Annotated in this window: 18 protein-coding genes; 14 read left to right on the forward strand and 4 right to left on the reverse strand. The window is 69.8% G+C overall.

Features of this window, described 5'->3' with window-relative positions:
* The first annotated feature begins 1 nt into the window (after position 1).
* The 5 genes from glgX to AC1HFW_RS14355 all read left to right on the forward strand — a co-directional run bounded on the left by glgX (position 2) and on the right by AC1HFW_RS14355 (position 10,348).
* Positions 2–2,113: a glycogen debranching protein GlgX gene (glgX, locus tag AC1HFW_RS14335; RefSeq protein WP_479283993.1), complete on the forward strand. Its 2,112-nt coding sequence runs from the start codon at positions 2–4 to the stop codon at positions 2,111–2,113.
* Positions 2,110–3,903: a malto-oligosyltrehalose trehalohydrolase gene (treZ, locus tag AC1HFW_RS14340; protein ID WP_479283995.1), complete on the forward strand. Its 1,794-nt coding sequence runs from the start codon at positions 2,110–2,112 to the stop codon at positions 3,901–3,903. Before glgX ends, treZ begins: the two co-directional genes overlap by 4 nt.
* Positions 3,900–6,017 carry a 4-alpha-glucanotransferase gene (gene malQ, locus AC1HFW_RS14345; protein ID WP_479283997.1) on the forward strand — a complete coding sequence of 706 codons (2,118 nt, stop codon included), beginning with the start codon at positions 3,900–3,902 and terminating at the stop codon, positions 6,015–6,017. Before treZ ends, malQ begins: the two co-directional genes overlap by 4 nt.
* Positions 6,014–8,746: a malto-oligosyltrehalose synthase gene (gene treY, locus AC1HFW_RS14350; RefSeq protein WP_479283999.1), complete on the forward strand. Its 2,733-nt coding sequence runs from the start codon at positions 6,014–6,016 to the stop codon at positions 8,744–8,746. The genes malQ and treY overlap by 4 nt, the downstream gene beginning before the upstream one ends.
* Before the next feature lie 189 nt (positions 8,747–8,935).
* Entirely contained in the window at positions 8,936–10,348 is a 1,413-nt protein-coding gene (locus tag AC1HFW_RS14355; protein WP_479284001.1) for an amino acid permease, read from the forward strand.
* 18 nt (positions 10,349–10,366) lie between these two features.
* Here the strand turns inward: AC1HFW_RS14355 and ligD are convergent, their stop codons facing one another.
* From ligD to AC1HFW_RS14375, 4 genes are all read right to left on the reverse strand, one after another.
* Positions 10,367–13,018 carry a DNA ligase D gene (gene ligD / locus AC1HFW_RS14360; protein ID WP_479284003.1) on the reverse strand — a complete coding sequence of 884 codons (2,652 nt, stop codon included), beginning with the start codon at positions 13,016–13,018 and terminating at the stop codon, positions 10,367–10,369.
* Positions 13,019–13,020: 2 nt separating this feature from the next.
* Positions 13,021–13,992, reverse strand: coding sequence for a non-homologous end joining protein Ku (gene ku / locus AC1HFW_RS14365; protein ID WP_479284005.1), 972 nt, complete (start codon positions 13,990–13,992; stop codon positions 13,021–13,023).
* A 154-nt stretch (positions 13,993–14,146) separates the two neighbouring features.
* Positions 14,147–15,463: a sigma-54-dependent transcriptional regulator gene (locus AC1HFW_RS14370; RefSeq protein ID WP_479284007.1), complete on the reverse strand. Its 1,317-nt coding sequence runs from the start codon at positions 15,461–15,463 to the stop codon at positions 14,147–14,149.
* On the reverse strand, positions 15,460–16,845 hold the full coding sequence (locus AC1HFW_RS14375) for a sensor histidine kinase (protein ID WP_479284009.1): 1,386 nt from the start codon (positions 16,843–16,845) through the stop codon (positions 15,460–15,462). Before AC1HFW_RS14375 ends, AC1HFW_RS14370 begins: the two co-directional genes overlap by 4 nt.
* Here AC1HFW_RS14375 and AC1HFW_RS14380 point away from each other — a divergent pair.
* The 9 genes from AC1HFW_RS14380 (at position 16,844) to AC1HFW_RS14420 (ending at position 25,570) form a co-directional block, all read left to right on the forward strand.
* Complete coding sequence (locus AC1HFW_RS14380) at positions 16,844–17,008, forward strand: hypothetical protein (protein ID WP_479284010.1); 165 nt, start codon at positions 16,844–16,846, stop codon at positions 17,006–17,008. The two genes, AC1HFW_RS14375 and AC1HFW_RS14380, sit on opposite strands and share 2 nt — an antisense overlap.
* Before the next feature lie 182 nt (positions 17,009–17,190).
* Positions 17,191–17,676, forward strand: coding sequence for a tripartite tricarboxylate transporter TctB family protein (locus AC1HFW_RS14385; protein WP_479284012.1), 486 nt, complete (start codon positions 17,191–17,193; stop codon positions 17,674–17,676).
* Between the two features lie 3 nt (positions 17,677–17,679).
* The gene (locus AC1HFW_RS14390; RefSeq protein ID WP_006390187.1) at positions 17,680–19,194 is read left to right on the forward strand and encodes a tripartite tricarboxylate transporter permease; all 1,515 of its coding nucleotides are present in this window, start codon (positions 17,680–17,682) and stop codon (positions 19,192–19,194) included.
* Positions 19,195–19,258: 64 nt separating this feature from the next.
* Positions 19,259–19,741, forward strand: a complete 483-nt coding sequence (locus AC1HFW_RS14395; protein ID WP_479284014.1) for a hypothetical protein — start codon at positions 19,259–19,261, stop codon at positions 19,739–19,741.
* Positions 19,742–19,765: 24 nt separating this feature from the next.
* Complete coding sequence (locus tag AC1HFW_RS14400) at positions 19,766–21,025, forward strand: putative Na+/H+ antiporter (RefSeq protein WP_479284015.1); 1,260 nt, start codon at positions 19,766–19,768, stop codon at positions 21,023–21,025.
* Positions 21,026–21,141: 116 nt separating this feature from the next.
* On the forward strand, positions 21,142–21,744 hold the full coding sequence (locus AC1HFW_RS14405; RefSeq protein ID WP_479284016.1) for a DUF4304 domain-containing protein: 603 nt from the start codon (positions 21,142–21,144) through the stop codon (positions 21,742–21,744).
* Between the two features lie 126 nt (positions 21,745–21,870).
* Positions 21,871–23,169, forward strand: a complete 1,299-nt coding sequence (locus AC1HFW_RS14410; RefSeq protein WP_198483039.1) for an ArgE/DapE family deacylase — start codon at positions 21,871–21,873, stop codon at positions 23,167–23,169.
* Positions 23,166–24,245: a phosphotransferase gene (locus AC1HFW_RS14415; protein ID WP_479284018.1), complete on the forward strand. Its 1,080-nt coding sequence runs from the start codon at positions 23,166–23,168 to the stop codon at positions 24,243–24,245. Before AC1HFW_RS14410 ends, AC1HFW_RS14415 begins: the two co-directional genes overlap by 4 nt.
* Entirely contained in the window at positions 24,242–25,570 is a 1,329-nt protein-coding gene (locus AC1HFW_RS14420; RefSeq protein ID WP_479284020.1) for an aspartate aminotransferase family protein, read from the forward strand. The genes AC1HFW_RS14415 and AC1HFW_RS14420 overlap by 4 nt, the downstream gene beginning before the upstream one ends.
* The last annotated feature ends 19 nt before the right edge of the window (positions 25,571–25,589 follow it).

A 25,589-nucleotide genomic window follows, 5' to 3' on the forward strand; every position in this document is an offset into this window, starting at 1 on the left:
CATGGATCCCTCCCTGTTGACCCGCATGACCGCTGGCAACCCCTATCCGCTGGGCGCGACCAGCGACGGCCTGGGCGTGAACTTCGCCGTGTTCTCGGCCAACGCCACGCGCGTCGAGGTCTGCCTGTTCGACGCCCGCGGCCGCAAGGAACTGCGCCGCTTCGACCTGCCGGAATGCACCGACGAGATCTGGCACGGCTACCTGCCCGATGCCCAGCCCGGCCTGCTTTACGGCCTGCGCGCCCATGGCCCGTACGATCCGCGCAATGGCCACCGCTTCAATCCGCACAAGCTGCTGCTGGATCCCTACGCACGCCAGCTCAGCGGCCCGGTCAACTGGAGCGACGCGCTGTTCGGCTACCGCCTGAACCATGCCCGCGCCGACCTGGCGATGGACCGGCGCGACAGCGCCCCCGCCATGCCCAAGGCGGTGGTGGTGGAGGATCTGCCGTTCAACTGGGGCAACAGCAAGCCGCCGCGCACCGCCTGGAACGACAGCGTCATCTACGAGGTGCACCTGCGCGGCGCCTCCATGCTGCGCGAAGACCTGCGCCAGCCGCTGCGCGGCACCAGCGCGGCGCTGGCCGACCCGCGCTTCATCGAACACCTGCAACGCCTGGGCGTCACCGCGGTCGAGCTGCTGCCGGTGCATGCCTTCCTGCAGGACCGCTTCCTGCTCGAGCGCGGGCTGCACAACTACTGGGGCTACAACACGCTGTCGTTCTTCGCGCCCGAGCCGTCGTACCTGCAACAGGGCCCCAACGACCTGCGCCAGGCCATTCGCCGGCTGCACGCGGCCGGGCTGGAAGTCATCCTGGACGTGGTCTACAACCACACCTGCGAAGGCAACGAACTGGGGCCGACGCTGTCCTGGCGCGGCCTGGACAACGCCAGCTACTACCGCCTGGTGCCAGGCGAAGAACGCCACTACATCAACGACACCGGCTGCGGCAACACGGTCAACCTGTCCCATCCCCGGGTGCTACAGATGGTGGCCGATTCCCTGCGCTACTGGGTCCGGTCCTATGGCGTGGACGGCTTCCGCTTCGACCTGGGCGTCACGCTGGGCCGGGAAGGCACCGGCTTCGATCCGGGTTCGGGATTCTTCGACGCGCTGCTGCAGGACCCGGAGCTGGCGGGCGTCAAGCTCATTTCCGAACCCTGGGACATCGGCCCCGATGGCTACCAGCTCGGCAACCATCCGCCCGGCTTCGCCGAATGGAACGACCGCTACCGCGACACCGTGCGGCGCTACTGGCGCGGCGACGAGGGCCAGCGCGGCGACATGGCGGCGCGGCTGACCGGCTCGCGCGACGTCTTCGACCGCCGCCACCGCCGCCCCTGGGCCAGCGTCAATTTCGTCGCCTCGCACGACGGCTTCACCGTGCGCGACGTGGTCAGCTATGACGGCCGCCACAACGAGGCCAACGGCGAAAACGGCGAGGACGGCCATCCCGAGAACTACAGCAGCAACTGGGGCGAGGAAGGCCCCAGCGAAGACGAGGCGGTGCTGGAACGGCGCGGCCGCGTGCAGCGGGCGCTGCTGGCCACGCTGTGCCTGTCCGATGGCACGCCCATGCTGCTGGCCGGCGACGAATTCGGCAATACCCAGGACGGCAACAACAATGCCTACTGCCAGGACAATCCGCTGTCGTGGCTCGACTGGACCCAGGCCCAGGGCGAGGTAGGCCGTGCGCTGAGCCAGGCGGTGGCGCGCGCGCTGGCCTTGCGGCGCGGCCATCCTTCCCTGCGGGCCGCGCGTTATGGCGATGCGGCACGCGAGATCTGCCCGGGCGTGGCCGCCATCGCCTGGTTCAACCCCGACGGCCAAACGATCGAGCCGGCCTCCTGGGAAGACGGCGCCGCCAAGGCCATGGCCCTGCGCCGCGCCGCGTTGCGCGACGACGGCAGCGCCGACATCACCCTGATGCTGCTCAATCCGGGCCCGGAACCGGTCAGTTTCACGCTGCCGCCGCCCACGCAGGCCTGGATCCGCGAACTGGATTCTTCCGCGCCGACCGCGGCCGCCCCCCTCAACGAGAGCGAGGTCACGGTCCAGGCCCAGAGCCTGGTGTTGCTGGCCGCCGCCCACATCCCGGAGCAGGCCCCATGACGGCATGGCCCGAACCCTTTTCCTTCGGCGCCCTGCCGCTGCCCGACGGCCGCACCCGCTTTCGCCTGTGGGCCCCGTCCGCGCCGCCCGGCCTGGCGTTGCTGATCGAAGGACGCGATCCGATCGCGCTGCATCCCGACGCGCAAGGATATGCGCAGGTGGACGTGGCTTGCGGCGCGGGCACGCGCTACCGCTATCGCGTCGGCGATGCGCTGCGGGTCCCCGACCCCGCCTCGCGCCAGCATGCGGGCGACGTCCACGACGCCAGCTTGGTCACCGGCCCCGACACCTACCCATGGCGGCATCCCGGCTGGCGCGGACGGCCCTGGGAGGAAAGCGTGCTGTACGAAGTCCACGTCGGCCTGGCGGGCGGCTACGCGGGCCTGCGCCAGCGCTTGCCGGCCCTGGCCGACCTGGGCGTCACCCTGCTGGAACTGATGCCGCTGGCCGACTTTCCGGGGCCGCGCAACTGGGGGTATGACGGCGTGCTGCCGTACGCGCCCGACACGGCCTATGGCACGCCCGCGGAACTGAAAGCGCTGGTCGACGCCGCCCATGGCCTGGGCATGGGCGTCATGCTGGACGTGGTCTACAACCACTTCGGCCCCGACGGCAACTTCCTGCCGCGATACGCCGCGCCGTTCTTCCGCGACGACGTGCGCACGCCGTGGGGCGCGGCCATCGACCTGCGCCAGGCCGCCGTGCGCCGCTACTTCGAGGAAAGCGCGCTGCATTGGCTTGGCGAATACCGTTTCGACGGCCTGCGGCTGGATGCGGTGCACGCCATCGTCGGCCACGAATGGCTGGAGGAATTGGCCCGCCACGTGCGCGGCCAGTTGCCCGAACGCCACGTGCACCTGGTGGTGGAGAACGACGACAACCGCGCCTCGCTGCTGGGCGCCGGCTATGACGCGCAATGGAACGACGACGCGCACCATGTGCTGCATCATCTCTTGACCGGCGAAGCCCAAGGCTACTACGCCGACTACACCCGGTATCCGGCGCAGGCGCTGGCGCAATGCCTGGAACAGGGCTGGCTATATCAGGGCCAGCCCTCCGCCTACCGCGGCGGCCGGCCGCGCGGCGAGCCCTGCGCCCACTTGCCGCCAACCGCCTTCGTGCTGTTCCTGCAGAACCATGACCAGACCGGCAACCGCGCCCGGGGCGAACGCCTGACCACCTTGGTGCCGTCGGCGGACCGCCTGCGCGCGGCGGTCGCCCTGCAACTGCTGGCGCCGCAGATTCCCCTGCTGTTCATGGGCGAGGAATGCGGCAGCACCGCGCCTTTCCTCTATTTCACCAGCCATGCCGATCCCGCGCTGGCGCGGGCGGTGCGCGAAGGCCGGCGGCGCGAGTTCTCGTCCTTCGACGGATTCGACGACAACGACCCGGCCGCGGCGCCCGACCCCGGCGCCCTCGACACTTACACCCGCAGCCAGCCCTGGACCGCCGAAGACGGCGACGATGCCCGGGCCTGGCGCACCTACTACCAGGCCTTGCTGCACCTGCGCCGGCAACTGATCGCGCCGCGCCTGCGCGGCACGGCGAGCCTGGGCGCGCTGGCCCTGGGCGCCGCCACCGTGCTGGCCCGCTGGCGGCTGGGCGACGGCGCCGTGCTCTCGCTCTACGTCAACCTGGGCGACGCGCGCGAGTCTCTGCCGCCCGACCTGTCGCCGGCCGCGACGGCCTGCGATCTGCTGTTCGAATCCCTGCCGGGCGCCTTCGACGCGCTGCGCACGGGCAGCGTGTGCGGCAACAGCGCGGTCTACCTGCTGGAGAACACCCCATGACCGCCGCGCTGTCCGCGTTGGCCAAGGCCGCCGGGCTGGCCGAGCACTGGACCGATGCCCGCCAGCAGGCGCGCGTCGTCGCGCCCGAGACCTTGCGCGCCCTGCTGCGCGCCATGGACCTGCCCGCCGACAGCGACGCCGACATCCGCGACAGCCAGCAGCGGCTGGATGGCGCGCGCGGCGAGGCGCGGTTGCCGGCCATGCTGGTCGGCATCGCGGGCGGCAGGATGAAGATGCCGCCGGCCTGCGCCGGCCCCTATGAGATCAGCGCCGCGCATGCCCGGCCCCTGGCCGGGGAAACCGCCACGGACGCCGCCGGCATGCCGGAGATCGCCGTCCCGCCGGTTCCCGGTTACTACACCTTGACCACGCGCATCGGCGCCGCTCTCCTGGCGGTGGCGCCCGCCAGCGCGCCGACGCCGTCCCAGCTGCTGGGGCAGCCCCGGCCGCGCGCCTGGGGCCTGGCGGCGCAGGTCTACAGCCTGCGGCGCGGCGCGGAAGATCCCGTCCACGCGACCCACGGCTATGGCGATTTCGGCGCGCTGCGCGAGCTCGCCGTGAGCGCCGGCGCCGCGGGCGCCGACGCGCTGGCGATCAGTCCGGTGCACGCGATGTTCGCCGCGGAACCCGAACAATACAGCCCCTATTCGCCCTCCAGCCGGCTGTTCCTGAACACGCTGTACGCCGATCCCGCCGCCGTGCTGGGCGACATGCCGGTGCGCACCGCGCTGGCGCGCATGGGGCCGCTGGCGCAACAGGCGCTGCAGGCATTGGACAGCCAGGACCTGATCGACTGGCCACAGGCCGCGCGCGCGCGCCAGCGGCTGCTGCGCGAACTGCACCAGGACTTCGAGCGGCTGGCGACGCCGGATCAACGCCACGCCTTGCAGGCGTTTCGCGCGGCGGGCGGGCAATCCTTGCACGACCACGCGCTGTTCGAGGCGCTGCACGAACACCAGGGCCGCATGCCCGGCGCGCCCCGCGCCTGGAGCGCGTGGCCCGCTGGACTGCGCAACCCGCGCTTCGCCGAGGCGCGCGCGTTCGCGCAGGCGCAGGGCGCCGAACTGGACTTCCACATCTTCGCCCAATGGCTGGCCGCCGTCAGCCTGTCGCAGGCCCAGCAGGCGGCCAGGGGCGCGGGCATGCGGGTGGGCCTGATCGCCGACCTGGCGATCGGCGCCAGCCCCGCCGGCAGTCATGCCTGGAGCCACCAGGCCGACCTGGTGCGCCAGGCCGGCGTGGGCGCGCCGCCCGACATCCACAACCCGCAAGGCCAGGCCTGGGGCCTGACCGCGCTGTCGCCGCAAGCGCTGCGCCAATCCGGCTATGCCGCCTTCATCGCCTTGCTGCGCGCCGGCCTGGCGCAGGCTGGCGGGCTGCGCATCGACCATATCCTGGGCATGGCGCGGCTGTGGCTGATTCCCGCGGGCGCCGCCGCCGGCGAGGGCGCCTACCTGCGCTATCCGCTGCGCACGCTGCTGCGGTTGACGGCGCTGGAGGCCTGGCGCCACCAGGCGCTGGTGATCGGCGAGAACCTGGGCACCGTGCCCGAAGGCTTTGACGAGGCGTTGGGCGATCACGGACTGCTGGGCATGGATGTGCTGTGGTTCATGCGCGAACGGTCCGGCCCGGGCGCCGCGGCCGCTTTCCTCGCGCCCGATGCCTGGCCGCCTGCCGCCGCCGCCATGACGACCACCCATGACCTGCCCACGCTCACCGGCTGGTGGCGAGGCCGCGACCTCGATTGGCGCGCCGGCCTGGGCCTGCTCGGCGCCGACGAAAGCGAAGCCGACCTGCGCGCGCAACGCGATGCCGACCGCGAGCGCCTGTGGCAGGCCGTGCGCGGCCATGCGCAGCTGCCCGACGCGCCCGCCCCGGCGCAGGCGCCCTGCGCCTCGCTGCTGGCGTTCGTCGCCGCCACGCCCTGCCCGCTGGCGCTGGTGCCGCTGGAAGACGCCATCGGCGCGGTGGACCAGCCCAACCTGCCGGGCGCGGACAGCCGCCATCCCAATTGGCGCCAGCGCCTGCCCCTGGCGGCGGCGGACTGCCTGGCGGATCCCGCGGTGCGCGAACGCCTGGCGCCGCTGCAATCCTTGCGAGGACGCAAGCCATGAGCGCCGCCGACCCGCGCCAGCCGGCCGCCGACAACCGCCCCCGCGCCACCGTGCGGCTGCAATTGCACGCGGGCTTCACGCTGGATGACGCCCGCGCGCAACTGCCCTACTTTGCCGCGCTCGGCATCAGCCACCTGTACCTGTCGCCCATCACCCAGGCGCGCGCCGGCTCCACCCATGGCTACGACGTGATCGACCACGGCCAGGTCAATGTCGAGCTGGGCGGCGAAGCGGCGCTGCGGCGCCTGGCGGCCGCCGCCCGCGCGAACGGCCTGGGGTTGATCGCCGACATCGTGCCCAACCACATGGCCGCCGACGTCGCCAACGCCTGGTGGTCCGATGTGCTGCGCCATGGCGAACGCAGTCCGCACTCTCGCTGCTTCGACATCGACTGGCGCGCCCCCGACCCCGCGCTGCGCGGCAAGGTCCTGCTGCCGGTACTACCGGAGCCTTACGGTATCTGCCTGGAAAACGGCGCCATCACGCTGGCCTACACCCCCGGCCACGGCTACGCCATCGCCGTCGGCGGCCAGCACTATCCCCTGGAGCAGGCGCCGCAACCCGAACAACACCCGGCCAGGACCTGCGAGGCCCACGCGCCCGCTACGCCGCAAGGCCGGCGCCGGCTGCACCAATTGCTGGAACGCCAGCATTACCGCCTGGCCTGGTGGCGCACCGCGCCCGACCAGATCAACTGGCGGCGCTTCTTCGAGATCACCGAGCTGGTCGGCGTGCGGGTCGAGGACGACGTCGTGTTCGACGCCGTGCATGCCCTGCCCTTGCGCCTGTTTGGCGAGGGCCTGCTGGACGGCCTGCGCATCGACCATATCGACGGCCTGGCCATGCCGGGCGCGTACCTGCGGCGGTTGCGCGCCGCCATGGCCGAAGCCGCCTGCGCGCGGGCGCAGGCCGGGCTGGCGGCCTCGCCCTACCTGGTCGTGGAGAAGATACTGGCCCCGGGCGAGCCCCTCGATCCGCGCTGGCCGGCGGAAGGCACCACCGGCTACGACTTCATGGACCAGGTGGGCGCGCTGCTGCACGCGCCCGCCGCGCGCGCGCCGCTGGAAGCCTTCTGGCAGGCCCTCGCCGATGACCGCCAGCCGCCAGCGGCCCAATTGCTGCGGGCACGCCAGTTGATGCTGGCGCGGCATTTCGCCGCGGAGCGGCTGGTGCTGGTGCGCGCGCTTACCCGGATCGCGCGGCTGGACCTGCGCACCCGCGACTGGACAGCCCCCGCCATCGACCGCGTGCTGAGCGCATTGCTGGCGGCGTTTCCCGCCTACCGCAGCTATGCCGAGGATGGGGGTCGCGGCGCGATCGATCGGCAGCATTGGCAGATCGCGCTGGCTGGCGCGCGCGCCAGCCTGCCCGCGCCGCCCGACAGTCCCGATGGCCGCTTGCTCGACCTGCTGGACCGATGGCTGGACGGTTCTCCGGGCGAGCCGCAGGAAGACATCGCCGCCAACGCGCTACGCAGCGCGCGCTCGCGGGCGCTGCGCCATTTCCAGCAGCTCACCCCGCCGCTGGCCGCCAAGGCCCTGGAAGACACGCTGTTCTACCGCTATGGTCCCCTGCTGTCGCGCAACGAGGTTGGCTCATCCCCCGCCGTCTTCTCCCTGGAAGCGCCGGCCTTCCTGGATGCCTGCGGCGCGCGCGCGCGCAGGCATCCGGAGGCCTTGCTGGCCACGGCCACCCACGACCACAAGCGCGGCGAAGACAGCCGCGCCCGCCTGGCCGCGCTGACCGAAATCCCGCTGGAGTGGATTGCCCGCGCGCGCGGCTGGATCGACCGCCTCGCCAGCCACGACGACATGCCCTCGCGCGCCGATCGCTACCTGTTGCTGCAGACGCTGGTCGGCGCGTGGCCGCTGGCGCCCGCGGCGCTGGACGACGACGCCGTCGCCGCCTTTATCGAACGCGTGGCGCAATGGCAGCAGAAGGCGCTGCGCGAAGCCAAGCTGCACACGCGCTGGACCGCGCCCGACGCGCCCTATGAAAACGCGGCCCGCCATGTGCTCGACGATCTGCTGGACTCGCCCGATGGCCGCGGGCTGTTGCGGGAAATCGGCGATTTCGCCCGGCAACTGGCGCCCGCCGGATTGATCAACGGCCTGGCCCAGACACTGCTGCGCAACACCCTGCCAGGCGTGCCCGACCTGTACCAGGGCACCGAGTTGTGGGATTTCAGCCTGGTCGATCCCGATAACCGCCGGCCCGTGGACTATGGCGAGCGCGCGGCCTTGCTGGCGCGGGCGGCAAGCGAAGGCGCCATCGACACCCGCGCCGCCGCATGGCGCAGCGGGGCGGTCAAGCAGGCCCTGATCCAGCGAACGCTGGCGCTGCGCGCCCGCCATCCCGCGCTGTTGCGCGAGGGCGCGCTGATCCCCGTCGAGATACAAGGCCCGCAGGCGCCGCACCTGCTGGCCTTCCTGCGCCAGCATGCGCGCCAGGCGCTGCTGGTCATCGCGCCCCGCCATTGCGCCACCGCCATCGCCGGCTATGCGTGCGACGATGCCAAGACCGCCCGCGCCTATTGGGCGGACACCCGGGTGCTCCTGCCATCCGGCATCGAAGGCGGCCTGCTCGAGATCGTGTCGGACCGGCGGCATCAGGCAGCGACGCTCGACATCGCGGACCTGCTGTGCGACGCGCCCGTGGCGTTGTGCCTGATGCAGGACACGGGCGCCGATTGCGTGCCCAACGCATCGCGCGTCCCTCCATCGGTCTGATTCCCTCGTCCACGCGCAACAAAACCTGGCACTTGCAACAGGACATGGCACCCGCGCCAACCCCGCTCGCATGGGGCGTATGCTCCTACGCTTAATAGCAAAAAGCGATAAACCGGCAGGGGACATGCCTCTTTTCCATTCCGATGGCGAGCACGCCATGGCCCCCGCGCATCTGGAGAGGAGAAGAAGTTGGAGAACACCCCCAATACCGAACTCAAGGGCGGCCTCAAGTCCCGCCATCTCACGATGATGTCCATCGCCGGCGTCATCGGCGCCGCGCTGTTCGTGGGTTCCGGCAAGCAGATCGCCCTGGCCGGGCCGGCCGTCATCCTGGCCTATATCGGCGGCGGCATCCTGGTCATCCTGGCCATGCGCATGCTGGGTGAAATGGCGGTCGCGCAGCCGGACACCGGCTCATTCTCGACCTACGCCGACCGCGCCATCGGGCGCTGGGCCGGCTTCACCATCGGCTGGCTCTACTGGTACTTCTGGGCCTTGCTGATGGGCTGGGAAGCCTACGTCGCCGGGCAGATCCTGCACGGCTGGTTCCCGATGGCGCCGGCCTGGGGCTACGCGCTGCTGGTGACGGTGTCGCTGCTGGTGGTCAACTTCCTGAACGTGCGCAACTACGGCGAATTCGAATTCTGGTTCGCGCTCATCAAGGTCGTGGCCATCGTCCTGTTCCTGGTCATGGGCAGCCTGGCGCTGGCGCACGTGTGGCCGTGGGGCGACGCCAACGGCTGGAGCCACCTGACCAGCCAGGGCTTCATGCCCAACGGCCCCAAGTCGGTGGTGGTGGCGCTGCTGGGCGTGATGTTCGCCTTCATCGGCGCCGAGATCGTCACCGTCGCCGCCGCCGAATCGGCCGATCCGGGCCGCGAGATCATCAAGACCACGCGCTCGGTGGTGTGGCGCATCTGCCTGTTCTACGTGGGCTCGATCTTCATCGTGGTCTGCCTGGTGCCGTACAACGCCCCCGGCCTGACCGAGCCGACCCAGGGCACCTACAACGTCGCGCTCGACGCGCTGGGCATTCCGCACGCGCAGCTGATCGTCAACTTCATCGTGCTGACCTCGGTGTGCAGCTGCTTCAACTCGGCGCTCTACACCGCCTCGCGCATGCTCTACTCGCTGGCCAGGCGCGGCGACGCCCACCGCGTCATGCAGATCACCGGCCGCAAGACCGGCACGCCCTATGTCGGCGTCATCATCTCCAGCCTGTTCGCCTTCGCCGCCGTCTGGATGATGGCGACCTCGAAGATGGACGTCTATGACGTGCTGATGCAGGCCACCGGCACCATCGCGCTGTTCGTCTATCTGGCGATCGCCTGCTCGCAGCTGCGCATGCGCCAGCGCCTGCAGGCGCGCGGCGTGCGGCTGGAATTCAGGATGTGGCTGTTCCCGTGGCTGACGTACGCGGTGATCGTCTGCATCATCGCCGCGCTCGTCACCATGGTGATCGAGGGCACCTACCGCAACGAAGTGGTCTACACCTCGATCCTGGCCGGCGTCATCGTCGCCATGGGCATCGTGGCGCAGGTGTTCGGTATTGGCACGCGCACGCGCGAATCCGTTGCCTTGGCGGCGGCTGGCGACGACTGACCGCGCCGCGCCGGCCGGTCATCGACCCGGCGTGAAGTCCATCGCCTTCATGGCGCCGGCGATGGCCTGCGGCGCATAGTCGTCCCATGGCGTATCGCCCACATCCAGGCGCTCGTGGATGTTGGCGATGGTCCACTGGTCGCTGGCGCGGACCTGCTCCAGTTCCTCCCACGCCAGCGGCACGGACACGCCCATTCCCGGCCGCGCGCGCGCCGACCAGGCCGCCACCGTGGTGGCGCCGAAGCCGTTGCGCAGGTAGTCGGCGAAGATCCGGCCGACCCGGTTCTTCGGGCCGCTCTTGGCCACGAACACCTGCGGCAGCGTGCGCGCCAGGTGCTGCACGATGGCCTGCGAGAACGCCTTGACCGTGTCACAGTCGTATTGGCGGCGCAGCGGCACCACCACGTGCAGGCCCTTCCCGCCGCTGGTCTTGAGCCAGCCGCGCAGGCCGATCTCGGTCAGCAGCACGCGCAGCAATTGCGCGCTGCGCCGCACGGCGTCCCACGCCACGCCTTCGCCGGGGTCCAGGTCGAACACCATGCGGTCGGGCTTGCCGATGGCGCTTTTGACGGCGTTCCAGGTGTGGAACTCCACCACGTTCATCTGCGCGGCCGACATGACCGCCTGCGGCGTCGGCACTTCCATCAAGGGCGGGTGGTCCGGATCCAGGGCCTGCGGCAACGGCTTCACGCCCGGCATCGGCGCTTCCAGGTGCTTCTGGAAGAAGAACTCGCCCTCGATGCCGGCCGGCGCGCGCAGGAACGAGACCGGGCGGTCCTTCAGGTGACGCAGCAGCATCGGCGCCACCAGGCCGTAGTAGCGCGCCAGATCCAGCTTGGTCAGGCCGGTGGACGGGTCGATGACGCGTTCTGGGTGGGTCAGCTTGCCAGCGGTAGCGCGCTTCGCGGCCTTGCCGGGCGCCTTCCGCGCGGCCTGGCGGCCCACCGTCGTGGCCGTCTTGCCGGTCGTCTTGCCAGCGGCCTTGGCCGTGGTACTGCCTGCCGCCTTGGCAGTCGCCTTGCTGCCCTGCCGCGTCGTTCCGCCCGCCCCGGCCTCTCGCATCGCATCCGCTCCCATCGCCGCCTCCCTGGTAATCGCGCGCGCCGGCTTGTCGGTGCGCAGCCCACGGAACACGGGATGGCGCACATGGCCCGATTCCGTCCATTCGCCGAACGACACTTCCGCCACCAGTTCGGGCCGCACCCAGTGCGCGCCGCGGCCAATGCCGCCGGCCTTGACGCTCGCCTGGCGCGTCTCCAGCGCCGCCAGCCGTTGCCGCAGCGCGGCCAATCCGGCGTCGTCGAACCCGGTGCCGACCTTGCCGGCATACACCAGCTGGCCGGCCTCGTCGTGATACGCCAGCAGCAACGCGCCCAGCCCCACCCGCGCGCCCTTGGGATCGGTGTAGCCGACCACGACGAATTCCTGGCGCCGCGCGCACTTGAGCTTGATCCAGCTGTCGCTGCGGCGCGACACATACGGCGAGGACAGGCGCTTGGCGATGATGCCCTCCAGCCCCATCTTGCAAGCCGAGGCCACCAGGTCGGCCGGGGCCGCGTCGAACGCGTCGCTGAAACGCAGCGGGTCGCCGCCGGCCGCCTCCATCACCCGCGCCAGCACCGCGCGGCGCACCCGCAGCGGCTCGCCGCGCAGGTCGCGGCCGGTCACGTAAGGCAGGTCGAACACATAGAACAGGATGCCGCCGGTGCGTTCGCCGTCGAAGGCGTTCTGCAAGGCCTGGAAGCTGGGCGCGCCGTTGTCGGCCAGCATCACGATCTCGCCGTCCAGCCACGCGGTTTCCAGCGGCATGCGCCGCAGCGCCGCGGCCAGGTGCGGCAGCTTCGGCGCCCAGTCGTGGCCGTTGCGCGTGTACAGGCGCACCTCGCCGTGGTCCAGCCGCGCCAGCAGGCGGTAGCCGTCGAACTTCATTTCGTAGATCCAATCCTGGTCGGCCTGGCGCGGCACGCCTTCGACCAGCGTGGCCAGTTGCGGCTTGAGCAGGTCGGGCAATGGCGCCGCCACGCCAGGCAGATGCGACTCGCTTGCCTCGGGCGGCGGCGAAGCGGCCGGATCCGGCAGTGCGGCCGGCGCCGCCTCGGGCACCCGGCGCGCCCGCGCTGTTGGCGCCGACACCACGCTGTCGGGCTGCTCGTCGACCACGCTGAATTCGCTTTCGGCGCGGGCGGCGGCATCGCGGTCCTTGACCAGCAGCCAGGGCGGCTGCTTCTCGGATCCCCGCCCCTTCATGCGGATCAGGGCCCAGCGCCCGCGCAGCTTGACCCCGTGCAGGTCGAACTTGAGATGGCCGCGTTCGTAGCCGTCGGCCGGGTCGCCCACCGGCGTCCAGGTGCCCCGGTCCCAGATGATGACCTTGCCGGCGCCGTACTGGCCTTTCGGAATCTCGCCCTCGAAGCGGTTGTAGGCGATGGGATGGTCCTCTACCTGCACCGCCATGCGCTTGACCGACGGGTCGAAACTGGGCCCCTTGGGCACGGCCCAGCTCTTCATGGCCCCGTCCAGTTCCAGCCGGAAGTCGTAATGCAGCTGGCTGGCCCAGTGCTTCTGGATCACGAAGGCGCGCGCGGCCGCGTTGGCCTCGCCGCCGCCGGCCGGCTCCGACGTCACCTTGAAATCGCGCTTGGCGCGGTACTTCGCCAGGGTATCGGCCATGGTCAGGCCGCCTTGCGGGTCTTGGCCGAGGTGCCGGCCTTGCCTGCCGCCTTAGCCTTCGTCGCTGTCTTCGCGGTCGCCTTGTTGGTCGCCTTGGTTGCCGCCTTGCTGGCCACCTTCCTGGCGGTCTTCTTCGCCGCCGTCCGAGACCCGCCGCCGTTCGACGCCTTGCCCGGCGCGCGCCCCTTCAGGCTGCGCTGCAGCAACTCGGTCAGGTCGATGACGTTATCGGCATAGGCCGGCGATTCCTCCTGCGGCTCGACCACCGTCTCGGTCTTGCCCGCCTTGACCTTGCGCGCCACCAGGTCCATGACAGCGGCCTTGAACTCGTCCTTGTACTGCCCCGGATCCCAATGGCCGGACATATCCTCGACCAGCATCCGCGCCATCTTCAGTTCGCTGGCATTGGGGCTCGTGGCCTTGGCGCCGGACTTGGGCAGGTCCAGGTCGTCGGCGGCCTTGACCTCGTCGCCCCAGCGCATCAGGTTCAGCACCAGCGCGTCGCCCGCCGGGATCAGCGCGGCCAGGTGCTGCTTGGTCTGGATCACCACCTTGGCGATGCCGATCTTGCCGCTCTTGGCCAACGTGTCGCGCAGCAGCGCGTAGACCTTCTGGCCCTTGTCGATCGGCGCCAGGTAGTAGGGCCGCTCCAGGTACACGAACGGCACCTCGGCCGCATCGACGAACTGCTGGATCTCGATGGTCTGCGTGGTGCGCGGATAGGCGCCGCTGATCTCCTCGGGGGAGATGATGACGTACTGGCCGTCCTCGTACTCCACCCCCTTGACGATGTTGTCCTTGTCGATTTCCTTGCCGGTGCGCTTGTTGATGCGCTTGTAGCCGACCGGATCCATCGAGCGCTTGTCGAGCCAGTCGAAGTCCACGCCCGATTCGGTCGTCGCCGTGTGCAAGCCCACCGGGATGTGCACCAGCCCGAACGAAATCGCCCCTTTCCAGATGGTTCGCGTCGCCATGATGCCGCTCTCCTTCGGGGCCAGGTCCGCGCCCCATCCGCTGAATCGGTTGCCGCCTAGGCTGATTGTCGCCGCCGCCGGCCACGCTGACAATCCGCCGGACGGCTATCGCGACCCGCAGCAATTGGCGTGCCTGACGCCTGGCACGCCTGGTCTAGGACTGGGATGGCTCGTCGTCGCGGGTGGCGCGCAGCTTCTTCCACAACGTCGTGCGCGAAATGCCCAGCCGCTTGGCGGCGCTGCCCAGGTGTCCGCCGGATTCAGCGATGGCCTGCTGGATCGCGCGTTGCTCGGCATGGGTGCGCCGGGTCGCCAGATCCGCCGCGCCGCCGAGCTTGCGCTCGGGGAACAGATCGCTGGCGGACAACTCGGTCCCCTCGGCCTGGACCACCGCGCGCGCGATCCGGTTCCGCATCTCTCGGATGTTCCCCGGCCAGTCGTGATCGTCCAGCGCGCGTAGCGCTTCGGCCGACAGCCGGATACCGTTCGCCTGCGCCAGTTCGTCCAGCAGGCGGGCGGCCAATGGCGCGATGGCGGCCTGGCGCTCGCGCAGCGGCGGCAGCGTCAGGCGCGCCACGGCCAGCCGATAGTACAGATCCGGCCGCAGCCGACCCTCGGCCACTTCGGTGTCCAGCATGCTGCAGGTGCTGGCCATGACGCGGCAGCGGGTCCGGGTGCTTTCGGGGTCGCCCAACGGCCGGTATTCGCCGTTTTCCAGTACCCGCAACAGCGCGGACTGCGTCCGCGGCGCCAGTTCCGCCACCTCGTCGAGATACAACGTGCCTGACCGCGCCTGCGAGAACAGGCCTTCGCGCGCCGTGTTGGCGCCGCTGAACGCGCCTTTCGCATGGCCGAACAGCAGGCTTTCGGCGAGATCGGGCGGCAGCGACGCGCAGTTGACGGCCACGAACGGCCCCGCCGCGAACGGCGAGCGCGCGTGAGCATAGCGCGCGGCCCGATCCTTGCCGGTGCCGGTCTCGCCTTCCAGCAGCAGCGGCAAGTCGCTCGCGGCCAGCCGCTCCAGATCGTGCGCCAACGGGCTGGCCGGTTCATCCAGCGCGAACGGATTTTCATGCACCTCGCGCGCCGCGCCCACGGGTTGCGCGGCGATGACCGCGCGTATGCGCGCCACCAGCGCATCGGTGTCGTAAGGCTTGGTCAGATAGTCGTTGGCGCCAGCCGCCACCAGCCTCACCGCCTGGGCGATCTCGCCATAGGCGGTGGCGAACACCACGGTTGCCTGTGCCAGATGGGGAATCAGCCGGCGGTAAAGATCCTCGCCTGAACCGTCGGGCAGGCGGATATCGGCCAGCACGAAGGCGGGCCGCTGGCGCGAGCGGCGAAACCACTCCACCGCCTGCGCGCAACTCTGCACCCACTGCGCCGACAGCCCTTCCAGCCGCAAGCGCTGCAGCAGCGCGCCGCCCAGCACCGGATCGTCCTCGATCAACAACACCTGTGTCTCGTTCATTGCGATTTCTCCTCGGGCGGCAAGGCAATGCGGACGGATATCCGCGTTCCCGGGTCCAGGCTGCGGACCCACAAGCGGCCATGCAGGGCCCGCACCAACTCGGCGACGATGCCCAGCCCCATGCCATCGCCGCCATGCGGTCCGCCAGCCAGCGCCGAACGCGCATCGGGCGGCAGGCCGGCGCCGTCGTCGATCACGTGCAGCGCCAGCGCCTGGCGCCCGGCGCGAGCAGCGATGCGCACATGGCCGCCCTGCGGCGACGCCTGCACCGCGTTCAGCACCAGGTTCAGCAGCACCTGGCGCACCGGTCCGGCCGGCAGCGGCAATGCCTCTGCGCCCATCCCGGCGCAGGCCAGCGACACCGTCACGCCGCCCTTGCCCGCCTGTGACCGGACCATTAGCGGGATGTCCTCGATGTCCTCGCGGCGCAACCGAGCCGTACCGGGCCGGAACGTGCGCAGGCTGGCATCGACCACCGCCTGCAGCGCCTCGACCCCGCGGTCGATGAAGCCGAGCGATTCCTGCCGCACGTCGGCGCGGTCGCCGAACTGCCGCAGGGTCTGCACCGCGGTGCGCAGGCCGCCCAGCGGATTGCGCACCTCGTGCGCCAGCGCGGCGGACATGCGGCCCAGCATGGCTTCGCGCTCGATATGGGCATGGCGCTGCGCGAAGGCCTCGCGCTCGCGCACGCTTTCCACCATCCAGTTGTAGGCGGCAAGCAACTCCTGCAGCTCGGGATCGCCGGTGCGCACCGCCATCGCTCGCGGCTGGTCCTCGCGCCCGGCGCGCAACGCCTCGGTCAACGAGATGATGGGGCGTTGCAGGCGGCGCGCCATGCCATAGCAAAGCACGGCCCCCAGCACACTGATAGCCAGTCCCACCAGCCCCAGTTCCAGCGCCAATTCACGCCGCTGCTGCAGGAATTCGCTGACGTCCAGGTTGGCCACCACCGTGCCCAGTTGCGGCTGCGCGCTGTCGAGCAGCCGCCAGGTCCAGACGCCCTCGGAGCGCAGGCTGACCAGGCTGCCGGAGGGCTCGCGCAGGATCGCCAGCGGCACCGGCTCGACCTCGGGGTAACGCGCCACGTGCGCCAGCAGCTGATGGTCGGCCGTGATCACCGCCAGCGTGCGGTCCACGACGCCCAGATGGGTGTCGAGCGCGCGGTTGAGCACCTCGGTCATCTGCTCGCTGTCATTGGCCCGCACCGCCGGCAGGATCGCGGCCGACAATCCGTCCAGGTAGACCTGCCCGAGATTGGAGACCTGGCTGTCGAACTGGCGCGACAGGCCATGCAGCGCCAGCGAGATCAGCGCGGCCGAAATGACCAGGAACAGCAGAGAGACCGCGAGCGGGATCCGCGCGGTGAGCGGCAAGCGAAGCATGATCGACGGCGCAGACAGCGAAAACGTGATTATGCCGTGGTCGATCGGGCCCACCAATTTGCAAGATTTCGAAAGCACGGCGGTGCCGGGCAAGAATCGTGCCGACCGGAATTTTCCGCTGTTTCCGACCCGCAATGTTCACTTTCGTGAACATCGAGATTGAACGTTGTTCAGCCCTGTTGACCTCGCTGCATCGCGAGGTGGACGGCCTCATGGTTATCCCGTAAAAACGGCGCCTCCGCTCGAAAGCAAAATGCAAGGCGCTCTTCTTAAAGTCCCCGCTCCCCGGGTCATGCGCAATCACGGCCCGCGGTCTTGTCATCAACAAAAAACGGGGAGCACGCCATGGGCAGCACCATATTCTCTAGAAAGCGCGATCTGTGGGGAGGCGCATTCATCGCCCTCTGCGGCGCGTTGACCCTCTTCGAGGCCACCTCATACAACATCGGCGAACTGGCACGCATGGGGCCGGGGTACTTTCCGATGCTGGTGGGATGTTTCCTGGTTGCCCTGGGCATCCTGATCCCGTTCAGCCCCGATCCCGACGAAATCCAGGAAGAACAGATCGAGGAACAGCTGCCGCAACCGACCCGGCGCGAACGCCTGCGCGGCATGGCGTGCATCGCCGCGGGCATCGCGCTGTTCATCGTGATCGGCCAGTATCTCGGGTTCCTGCCCGCCACCTTCGCGCTGGTGTTCGTATCCGCGCTGGGCGATACGTCGAACACGTACAAGTCCGCCGCGATTCTCGCCGCCGCCATGACGCTGTTCGGCGCGCTCGTTTTCTCTTGGGCGCTGCAGCTGCAGTTCCCGATGCTGCGCTGGGGATAAGCCATGGAATTGTTCGATAACGTTCTGCACGGTTTCACCGTCGCCTTCCAGTGGGACAACCTGCTCTGGTCGATATTCGGCGTCTTCATGGGCAACATGATCGGCGTGCTGCCCGGCATGGGCGTGCTGGCCGCGATCTCCATCCTGCTGCCGCTCACCTACGCCATGACCCCGGTCGCGGCCCTGATGATGCTGGCCGGCATCTACTACGGCGCCCAGTACGGCGGCGGCATCACCTGCATCCTGCTCAACCTGCCCGGCACGCCATCCCACGCCGTCACCTGCCTGGACGGCAATCCGCTGGCGCGGCGCGGCAAGTCCGGCTCGGCGCTGTTCATGCTGGTGCTGGCCTCGTTCATCGGCGCGAGCGTCGGCATCATCATCATGATCCTGTTCTCGCCGGTGCTGGTGGAGGTCGCCTTCAAGTTCGGCCCGGCGGAGTATTTCTCGATGATGATGCTGGGGCTGTTCGCCGGCGCCACCCTGGCCAAGGGTTCGGCCATCAAGGGCGTGGCCATGGTGTTCCTGGGGCTGCTGATCGGCGTGGTCGGCACCGACGTCAACACCGGCACCATCCGCTACGCCTTCGGTGTGATTGAACTGAGCGACGGCGTGCAGCTGGTGGCGCTGGCGATGGGCCTTTTCGGCCTGGCGGACTTCTTCGCCAACGTCAACCGCATCGGCAAGGCCACCACGGTCGGCAGTTCGGCCAAGATGTCCGTGCGCCCCGAACCGGGCGACATCAAGCAATCGGCGATGCCGATCGCGCGCGGCAGCGCCATCGGCGCGATCCTGGGCATCCTGCCGGGCACCGGCGCGACCATCGCGTCGTTCATGTCGTACGCGGTCGAGAAGCGCGTGTCCAAGACACCCAACCGCTTCGGCCACGGCGCCATCGAAGGCATCGCCGGCCCCGAGGCGGCCAACAACTCGGCGGCGCAGACCAGCTTCATCCCGACCATGAGCCTGGGCATCCCCGGCGACTCGGTCATGGCCCTGATGCTCGGCGCGCTGATCATCCATGGCATCCAGCCCGGCCCGCAGATGGTGACCGAGCACGCCGACCTGTTCTGGGGCCTGATCGCCAGCTTCTGGATCGGCAACGTGATGCTGGTCATCATGAACCTGCCCCTGATCGGCATGTGGGCCAAGCTGCTCAAGGTGCCGTACAAGTACCTGTTCCCGTCGGCGCTGTTCTTCGTCTGCGTGGGGGTCTACAGCACCAACAACAGCCTGTTCGACGTCGGCATGGTGCTAGTGCTGGGCATGGTCGGCTACCTGTTCCTGAAGCTGCACTTCTCGCCCGCGCCGCTGCTGCTCGGCTTCGTGCTGGGGCCGATGGTCGAAGAGAACTTCCGCCGCGCCCTGTTGCTGTCGCGCGGCCAGATGAGCATCTTCATCGACCGCCCGATCAGCGCCGCCTTCGTCTACGCGATCTTCGCGCTGGCGCTGTGGCTGGCCTACTCCACCGTGCGCAACCGGCGCAAGGTGCGCGCGATCGCGCAGGCTCAGGCCTGATCACAAAAAAGGCAGGACACGGGGCCGCCGCGGGGCGGCCCCGCCGCAACACCGGGAGTACGCCATGAGGGGATTGCAGGACGGCCACGCGCGCGTCGCGGGCCACGATCACACGCTGAAGGTTGCCCGCGCGCTGTCATTCGTCGAGCTGATGGAACTGCTCGAGTTCAGCCGGCTGCGCTTCGAGCCGCCCATGGCCGGCGCCAGCGCCACGCTCATCGGCACCCAGGACTGGCACCGCCACCTGGAAGGCGACGAGCTGGACCCTTCCGGCGTCTACATCTGCTCGACGCTGGAGGCGCTGCGCGACGCCGTGCTGCCGCCCGCCAACGCCGAGCTCGAAATCGACATGCCGTCGCTCGACCTCATCCGCCTGATGGCCACGGTGCGCCAACGCGATATCCCGCCGCCGCAGCCGTGCCTGCGCGTAGATCTGCAGGCGCTGATCCGCCGCGTCCTGGTTCCCGCGGACGCGCCGGCGCACCTGTATGATCTGGTGCGGCACGTGGTGATGGCGCGGCTGTGGATCGAAGTCGCGCGGGCATGAAAACACGATCAAGGAATCTCGCGCGTGACAGACAAGCCGATTGAAATCATTGCCGCGGTCGTTTTCGCGATCGCCCTGCTGCATACCTTTTCCGCCCCCCTCTTCCTGCGGCTGGCGCATCGCAGCAAGCGCCACGAAGGCCTGCTGCACCTATTGGGCGAAGTCGAGGTCGTGTTCGGCTTCTGGGCCGCCATCCTGCTGCTGCTGATGGCCTTCGCCGCCTCCGGCGACGCCGCGCTCGGCTATGCCGAATCGCGCAACTACACCGAACCCGCCTTTGTCTTCGTGGTCATGGTCATCGCCGCGTCGCTGCCCGTGCTCACCGCGGTCATGCGGCTGGTGGACCGCCTGGCCGCTTGGCTGCCGGTGGCGGACCGGACGGCGAAGGCCTGGCTGTGCCTGGCCCTGGTGCCCTTGGCCGGCTCGCTCATCACCGAACCGGCCGCCATGACCATCGCGGCGATGATGCTGGCGCCGCAGGTCTTTCACCGCGGCATGCCTGAGCGGCTCAAATACCTCGCGCTGGGGGTGCTGTTCGTGAACATCTCGATCGGCGGCACCTTGACCTCTTACGCGGCCCCGCCCGTGCTGATGGTCGCCGCCACCTGGGGCTGGGACAGCGCCTTCATGCTCAAGATGTTCGGCTGGAAGGCCGCGTTGGCCGTGCTGATCAACGCCACCGCCGTCACCTGGTTGCTGCGCCCGCACCTGCACTCCGGCGACGTCATGTCGCTTGGCGACACCGCCAGGCCGATGTCGTCCACGGTCATCGCGGTGCACCTGCTGTTCCTGGCGGCGATCGTCCTGTTCGCCCACCATCCGATCATCTTCCTGGGGCTGTTCCTGTTCTTCCTGGGCTATACCCAGGCCTACAAGGCGCACCAGAGCCGGCTCATCATCAAGGAGGCCTTGCTGGTCGGCTTCTTCCTGGCCGGCCTGGTGGTGCTGGGCGGCATGCAGCAATGGTGGCTGCAGCCCATCGTCAGCGGACTCGAACCGCGCGTGCTGTTCTTCGGCGCGCTGGCCCTCACCGCCGTCACCGACAATGCCGCCCTGACCTACCTGGGATCGTTGATCGACGGCATTTCCGCCCAGGCGCAATACATGCTGGTGGCGGGCGCGGTCGCTGGCGGCGGCCTGACGGTGATCGCCAACGCGCCCAACCCCGCCGGGGTGGCGCTGCTGCGCGGCGGCTTCAACAACGGCGCGGTCAGCATGCCCGGGCTGCTGGCCGGCGCGCTGGCGCCAACCGTGGTGGCCGCATCGCTCCTGTTCCTGCTGTGACCGCCCCCCCGGGGTTGCCGCCCCGGGGCAATTCCCGTTGCATCTGACATGATTTGGCGCACGTCGCGCCCGCATCCGCGGTCCAATGGCCCCGCCCCTCTCACAGGCGATCCGACATGGCGATCACGATGACCCGCACCGCGTTCCTCAAGCTCCTGACCAAACACCTCTATCCCGTTCTGAAGGCCGAGGGGTTCGAAGGCTCGGGCCAGACCCTGCGGCGCATCCGCGGCCCCATCGTGCACGTCTTCAACGTGCAGGGCGCCAGCGGCGGCAAGGCCTGCTACCTGAACCTGGGCGCGCACTACGATTTCCTGCCCTGCGAAGGCGGCGCCTTCGTGCCCCCGGCCGAGATCGAGGAATCGCACTGCGTGTTCCGCGAGCGCATCGACCCGCCGCCCGGACCCGCGTTCGGCTGGGCCTATGGCCCCGACGCGGCCAGCGCCGAGGAAAACGTCGCATTCATCGTCAGCGAATGGACGCGCCAGGGCCATGCCTTCTTCGCCGATTACGACGCCTACCCCGCCAGTTGCGAGCGGCTGCTGCGGCAGACCGATCCCGACGCCATCCACCCGGCCAGGACGCTGAACCTGGCCCGCATCGCCCGCCACCTGGGCGACACGCCACGGGCGCACGCCTTTGCCCGCTCGGGGCTGGCGCGCGCCCCCGAGCGCGCCACCTCGCTCAAGGCGAAGCTGGAGGAACTGCTGGCGGACTGACGCGGGCGGCGGCGCCGGGGCGCCGTGCACCGAAAGTGGCTATATCAAATAACCAGGATTGGCTATTTTTCACCGATCCAATTTTGCCTAGGATGGCCGGATTGACAGTCAAACTCGAGCACATCCATGCCAGAACTGACCCCGGCGCTCCGGCAGCGCATACTCCAAGCCGTGGACGCGGGCTTCGCGGCCCAGACCGAACTGACGGCGCAACTGGTGCGCCTGCCCTCGCAACGCGGCGAGGAAGCCACCGCGCAGGACTTCATGGCGGCGCGCTACGCGGAACGCGGCTACGCGGTGGACCGCTGGCGCATCGACGTCGACGCCATCCGCCATCTGCCGGGATTTTCGCCGGTGGCGGTGTCCTATGACAACGCCTACAACGTGGTCGGCGCGCACCGCGCGCGCAGCCTGAAGGGCCGCTCGCTGATCCTGAACGGCCACATCGACGTGGTGCCGGTCGGCCCGCTGGCGCAATGGAGCCGCGACCCCTACGACCCGGCCATCGTCGACGGCTGGATGCACGGCCGCGGCGCCGGCGACATGAAATCGGGCCTGGTGGCCTGCCTGTCGGCCATGGACGCGCTGGCCGCGATCGGCCTGGCGCCGGCCGGCGACGTGTTCCTGCAATCTGTGGTGGAAGAGGAATGCACCGGCAACGGCGCCCTGGCCTGCCTGGCGCGCGGCTACCGCGCCGACGCCGCCTTCATTCCGGAACCGCTGCTGCCCATGCTGATGCGCGCCCAGGTCGGGCCGATGTGGTTCCAGGTGCAGGTCGAAGGCGACCCCCAGCACGCCTCGGCCGCCTTCACCGGCGCCGGCGCCAACGCCATCCAGAAGGCGATCTTCCTGATCCAGGCGCTGGACGAACTGGAAACGCGCTGGAACGCCAACAAGTGCGACCACCGCCACTTCTGCGACCACCCCCACCCGATCCGCTTCAACCTCGGCAAGATCGCCGGCGGCGACTGGCCGTCCAGCGTGCCGGCCTGGTGCACCTTCGACATGCGCGTGGCGGTCTACCCCGGCCAGAGCCTGGAAGCCGCGCGCGCCGAGATCGAAGCCTTCGTGGCCCAGGCGGCGGCGCGCGATCCGTTCCTGGCCAAGCACCCGCCCAAGGTGATCTACCACGGCTTCATGGCCGAGGGCTATGAATTGCAGAACGCCGACGAGGCCGAGGCCGCGCTGCGCGCCGCGCACGAACAGGTGTTCGGCGAACCGCTGCGCGAATACGCCACCTCGGCCGCGACCGACGCCCGCTTCTATGGCCTGTACGCCGACACCCCGGCCATCGTCTACGGCCCGGAATGCCGCATGCCGCACGGCTACGACGAGGCGGTCAACCTGGAATCGGTGCGCAAGGTCACCCAGACCATCGCGCTGTTCATCGCCGAATGGTGCGGACTGGAAGAGCGCCAAGCATGAGCCGCAGCAACCCCTCCAGCGCCGGCCAGGCGCTGTTCGCGGCCGAGCCGCCCAAACTGTCCCTGGCCGAGGCCGAAGCCCTGGCGCTGCGCCATTACGGCCTGACGACCCAGGCCACCCTGCTGTCGAGCGAACGCGACCAGAACTTCCTGCTGCGCGCGGCCGACGGCGGCGCCTACGTGCTCAAGGCCACCCACCCCGCCGAGGACCCGGCGGTCACCGACTTCCACACCCAGGCGCAGCTGCGCCTGATGCGGGCCGATGGCGAACCGCCGGTGCCGCGCCTGATCCCGGGTCTGCAAGGCGACTACGTGCATTGGCATGACGCCGGCGACGGCGCGCGCCGCGCGCTGCGGCTGATGACCTTCGTGGACGGCGTGCCGCTGCACCAGGTGGCGCGCAGCCCGGCGCAATACCGCGCATTGGGCCGCGCCCTGGCGCAGTTCGACCTGGCTCTGGCCAGCTTCGATCACGCCATGGCCGACCACGAACTGCTGTGGGACCTGCAGCACGCCGAGCGCATCGCCGACCTGCTGCCGAAGATCCCCGAGGCGGACCGCCGGCGGCTGGCCGAACGCCTGCTCGAACGCTTCGTCGATGACCTGCGGCCGCGCCTGGGCGGGCTGCGGCGCCAGGTCATCCACAACGACCTCAATCCCTACAACGTCATGGTCGCGCGCGATGACCCCGAACAGATCGCAGCGCTGCTCGACTTCGGCGACATGGTGCGCGCCCCCCTGGCGCAGGACCTGGCCGTGGCTGCCGCCTACCTGCTGGACGACGCCCCCGACCCGCTGTCGGCGGGCCTGCGCCAGTGCCTGGCGAGTTACCACCAGACGCTGCCCCTGACCGAAACCGAAATCGCGCTGCTGCCCGACCTGATCGCCACGCGCCTGTTGATCACGGTGGCCATCACCGGCTGGCGCGCGCAACAGCACCCCGAGAACCGCCAGTACATCCTGCGCAACAACGGCCTGGCCTGGACCGGCCTGGCGCGCCTGGACGCCCTGCCCCGGCAGCAGGCCAGCGACATCCTGCTGGCCGCCAGCCAGACCCCGATGGAGACTCTTGTATGAGCCGAGACCAAGCCATGCTCAACGCCTTCGACCCCGCCGCGGCCGACGCGCTGCCGCAGGCCGAACGCGACCTGATCGCCCGCCGCCAGCGCGTGCTGGGGCCGGCCTACCGCCTGTTCTACGACCAGCCGCTGCACATCGTGCGCGGCGAGGGCGTGTGGCTGCACGGCGCCGACGGCCAGCGCTACCTGGATGCCTACAACAACGTGGCGTCGGTGGGCCACAGCCACCCGCGCGTGGTGCGCGCCATCGCCGAACAGGCGGCGGTGCTGAACACCCACACCCGCTACCTGCACGACGGCGTGCTCGACTACGCCGAGCGCCTGCTGGCGACGTTCCCGCAGCCGCTGTCGCAGGTCATCTTCACCTGCACCGGCAGCGAGGCCAACGACCTGGCGCTGCGCGTGGCGCGCAGCCACACAGGCGGCACCGGCGTGATCGTCACGCAGCTGGCGTACCACGGCGTCACCGCCGCCGTGGCGGCCGTTTCGCCGTCGCTCGGCCAGGCCGTGCCGCTGGGCGTGGACACGCGCGCCGTGGCCGCGCCCGACAGCTACCGCCATGATCCGGCCACGCTGGGCGAATGGTTTGGCCGGCAGGTGCAGACCGCCATCGACGACATGCGGCGCCACGGCATCAAGCCGGCCGCGCTGCTGGTCGACACCATCCTGTCCAGCGACGGCGTCTACAGCGATCCGGCCGGCTTCCTGGCGCCGGCGGTGCAGGCCATCCGCGACGCCGGCGGCCTGTTCATCGCCGACGAGGTGCAGGCCGGCTTCGCCCGCACCGGCTCGTGCATGTGGGGCTTCCAGCGCCACGGCCTGGTGCCGGACATCGTCACCATGGGCAAGCCGATGGGCAACGGCCACCCCATCGCCGCGATGGTCTCGCGCCCCGACATCCTGGAACGCTTCGGCCGAGAGGCGCGTTACTTCAACACCTTCGGCGGCAATCCGGTGGCCTGCGCCGCGGCCCAGGCCACGCTCTCGGTGATCGAGGACGAAGGGCTGCAGGCCAACGCCGCGCGCACCGGGCAGTACCTGCGCGACGGCTTTCGCGCGCTGGCCGAACGCCATGCGCTGATCGGCGACGTGCGCGGCGACGGCCTCTTCATCGGCGTCGAGCTGGTGCGCGACCGCGCCGCGAAAACACCGGCCAAGGAAGAAACGCATCGCTTCGTCAACCTGATGCGCCAGCGCCGCGTGCTGCTCAGCGCCACCGGCCTGCACGGCAACGTGCTCAAGCTGCGGCCGCAACTGCCGTTCGCGCGGGAGCATGCCGACCTGCTGCTGGCGGCGGCGGACGAGACGCTGGCGGAACTGTAGGCGGCAAGCGGACGCGGCG

It is taken from the genome of Achromobacter sp. ISS7, from assembly GCF_056523125.1.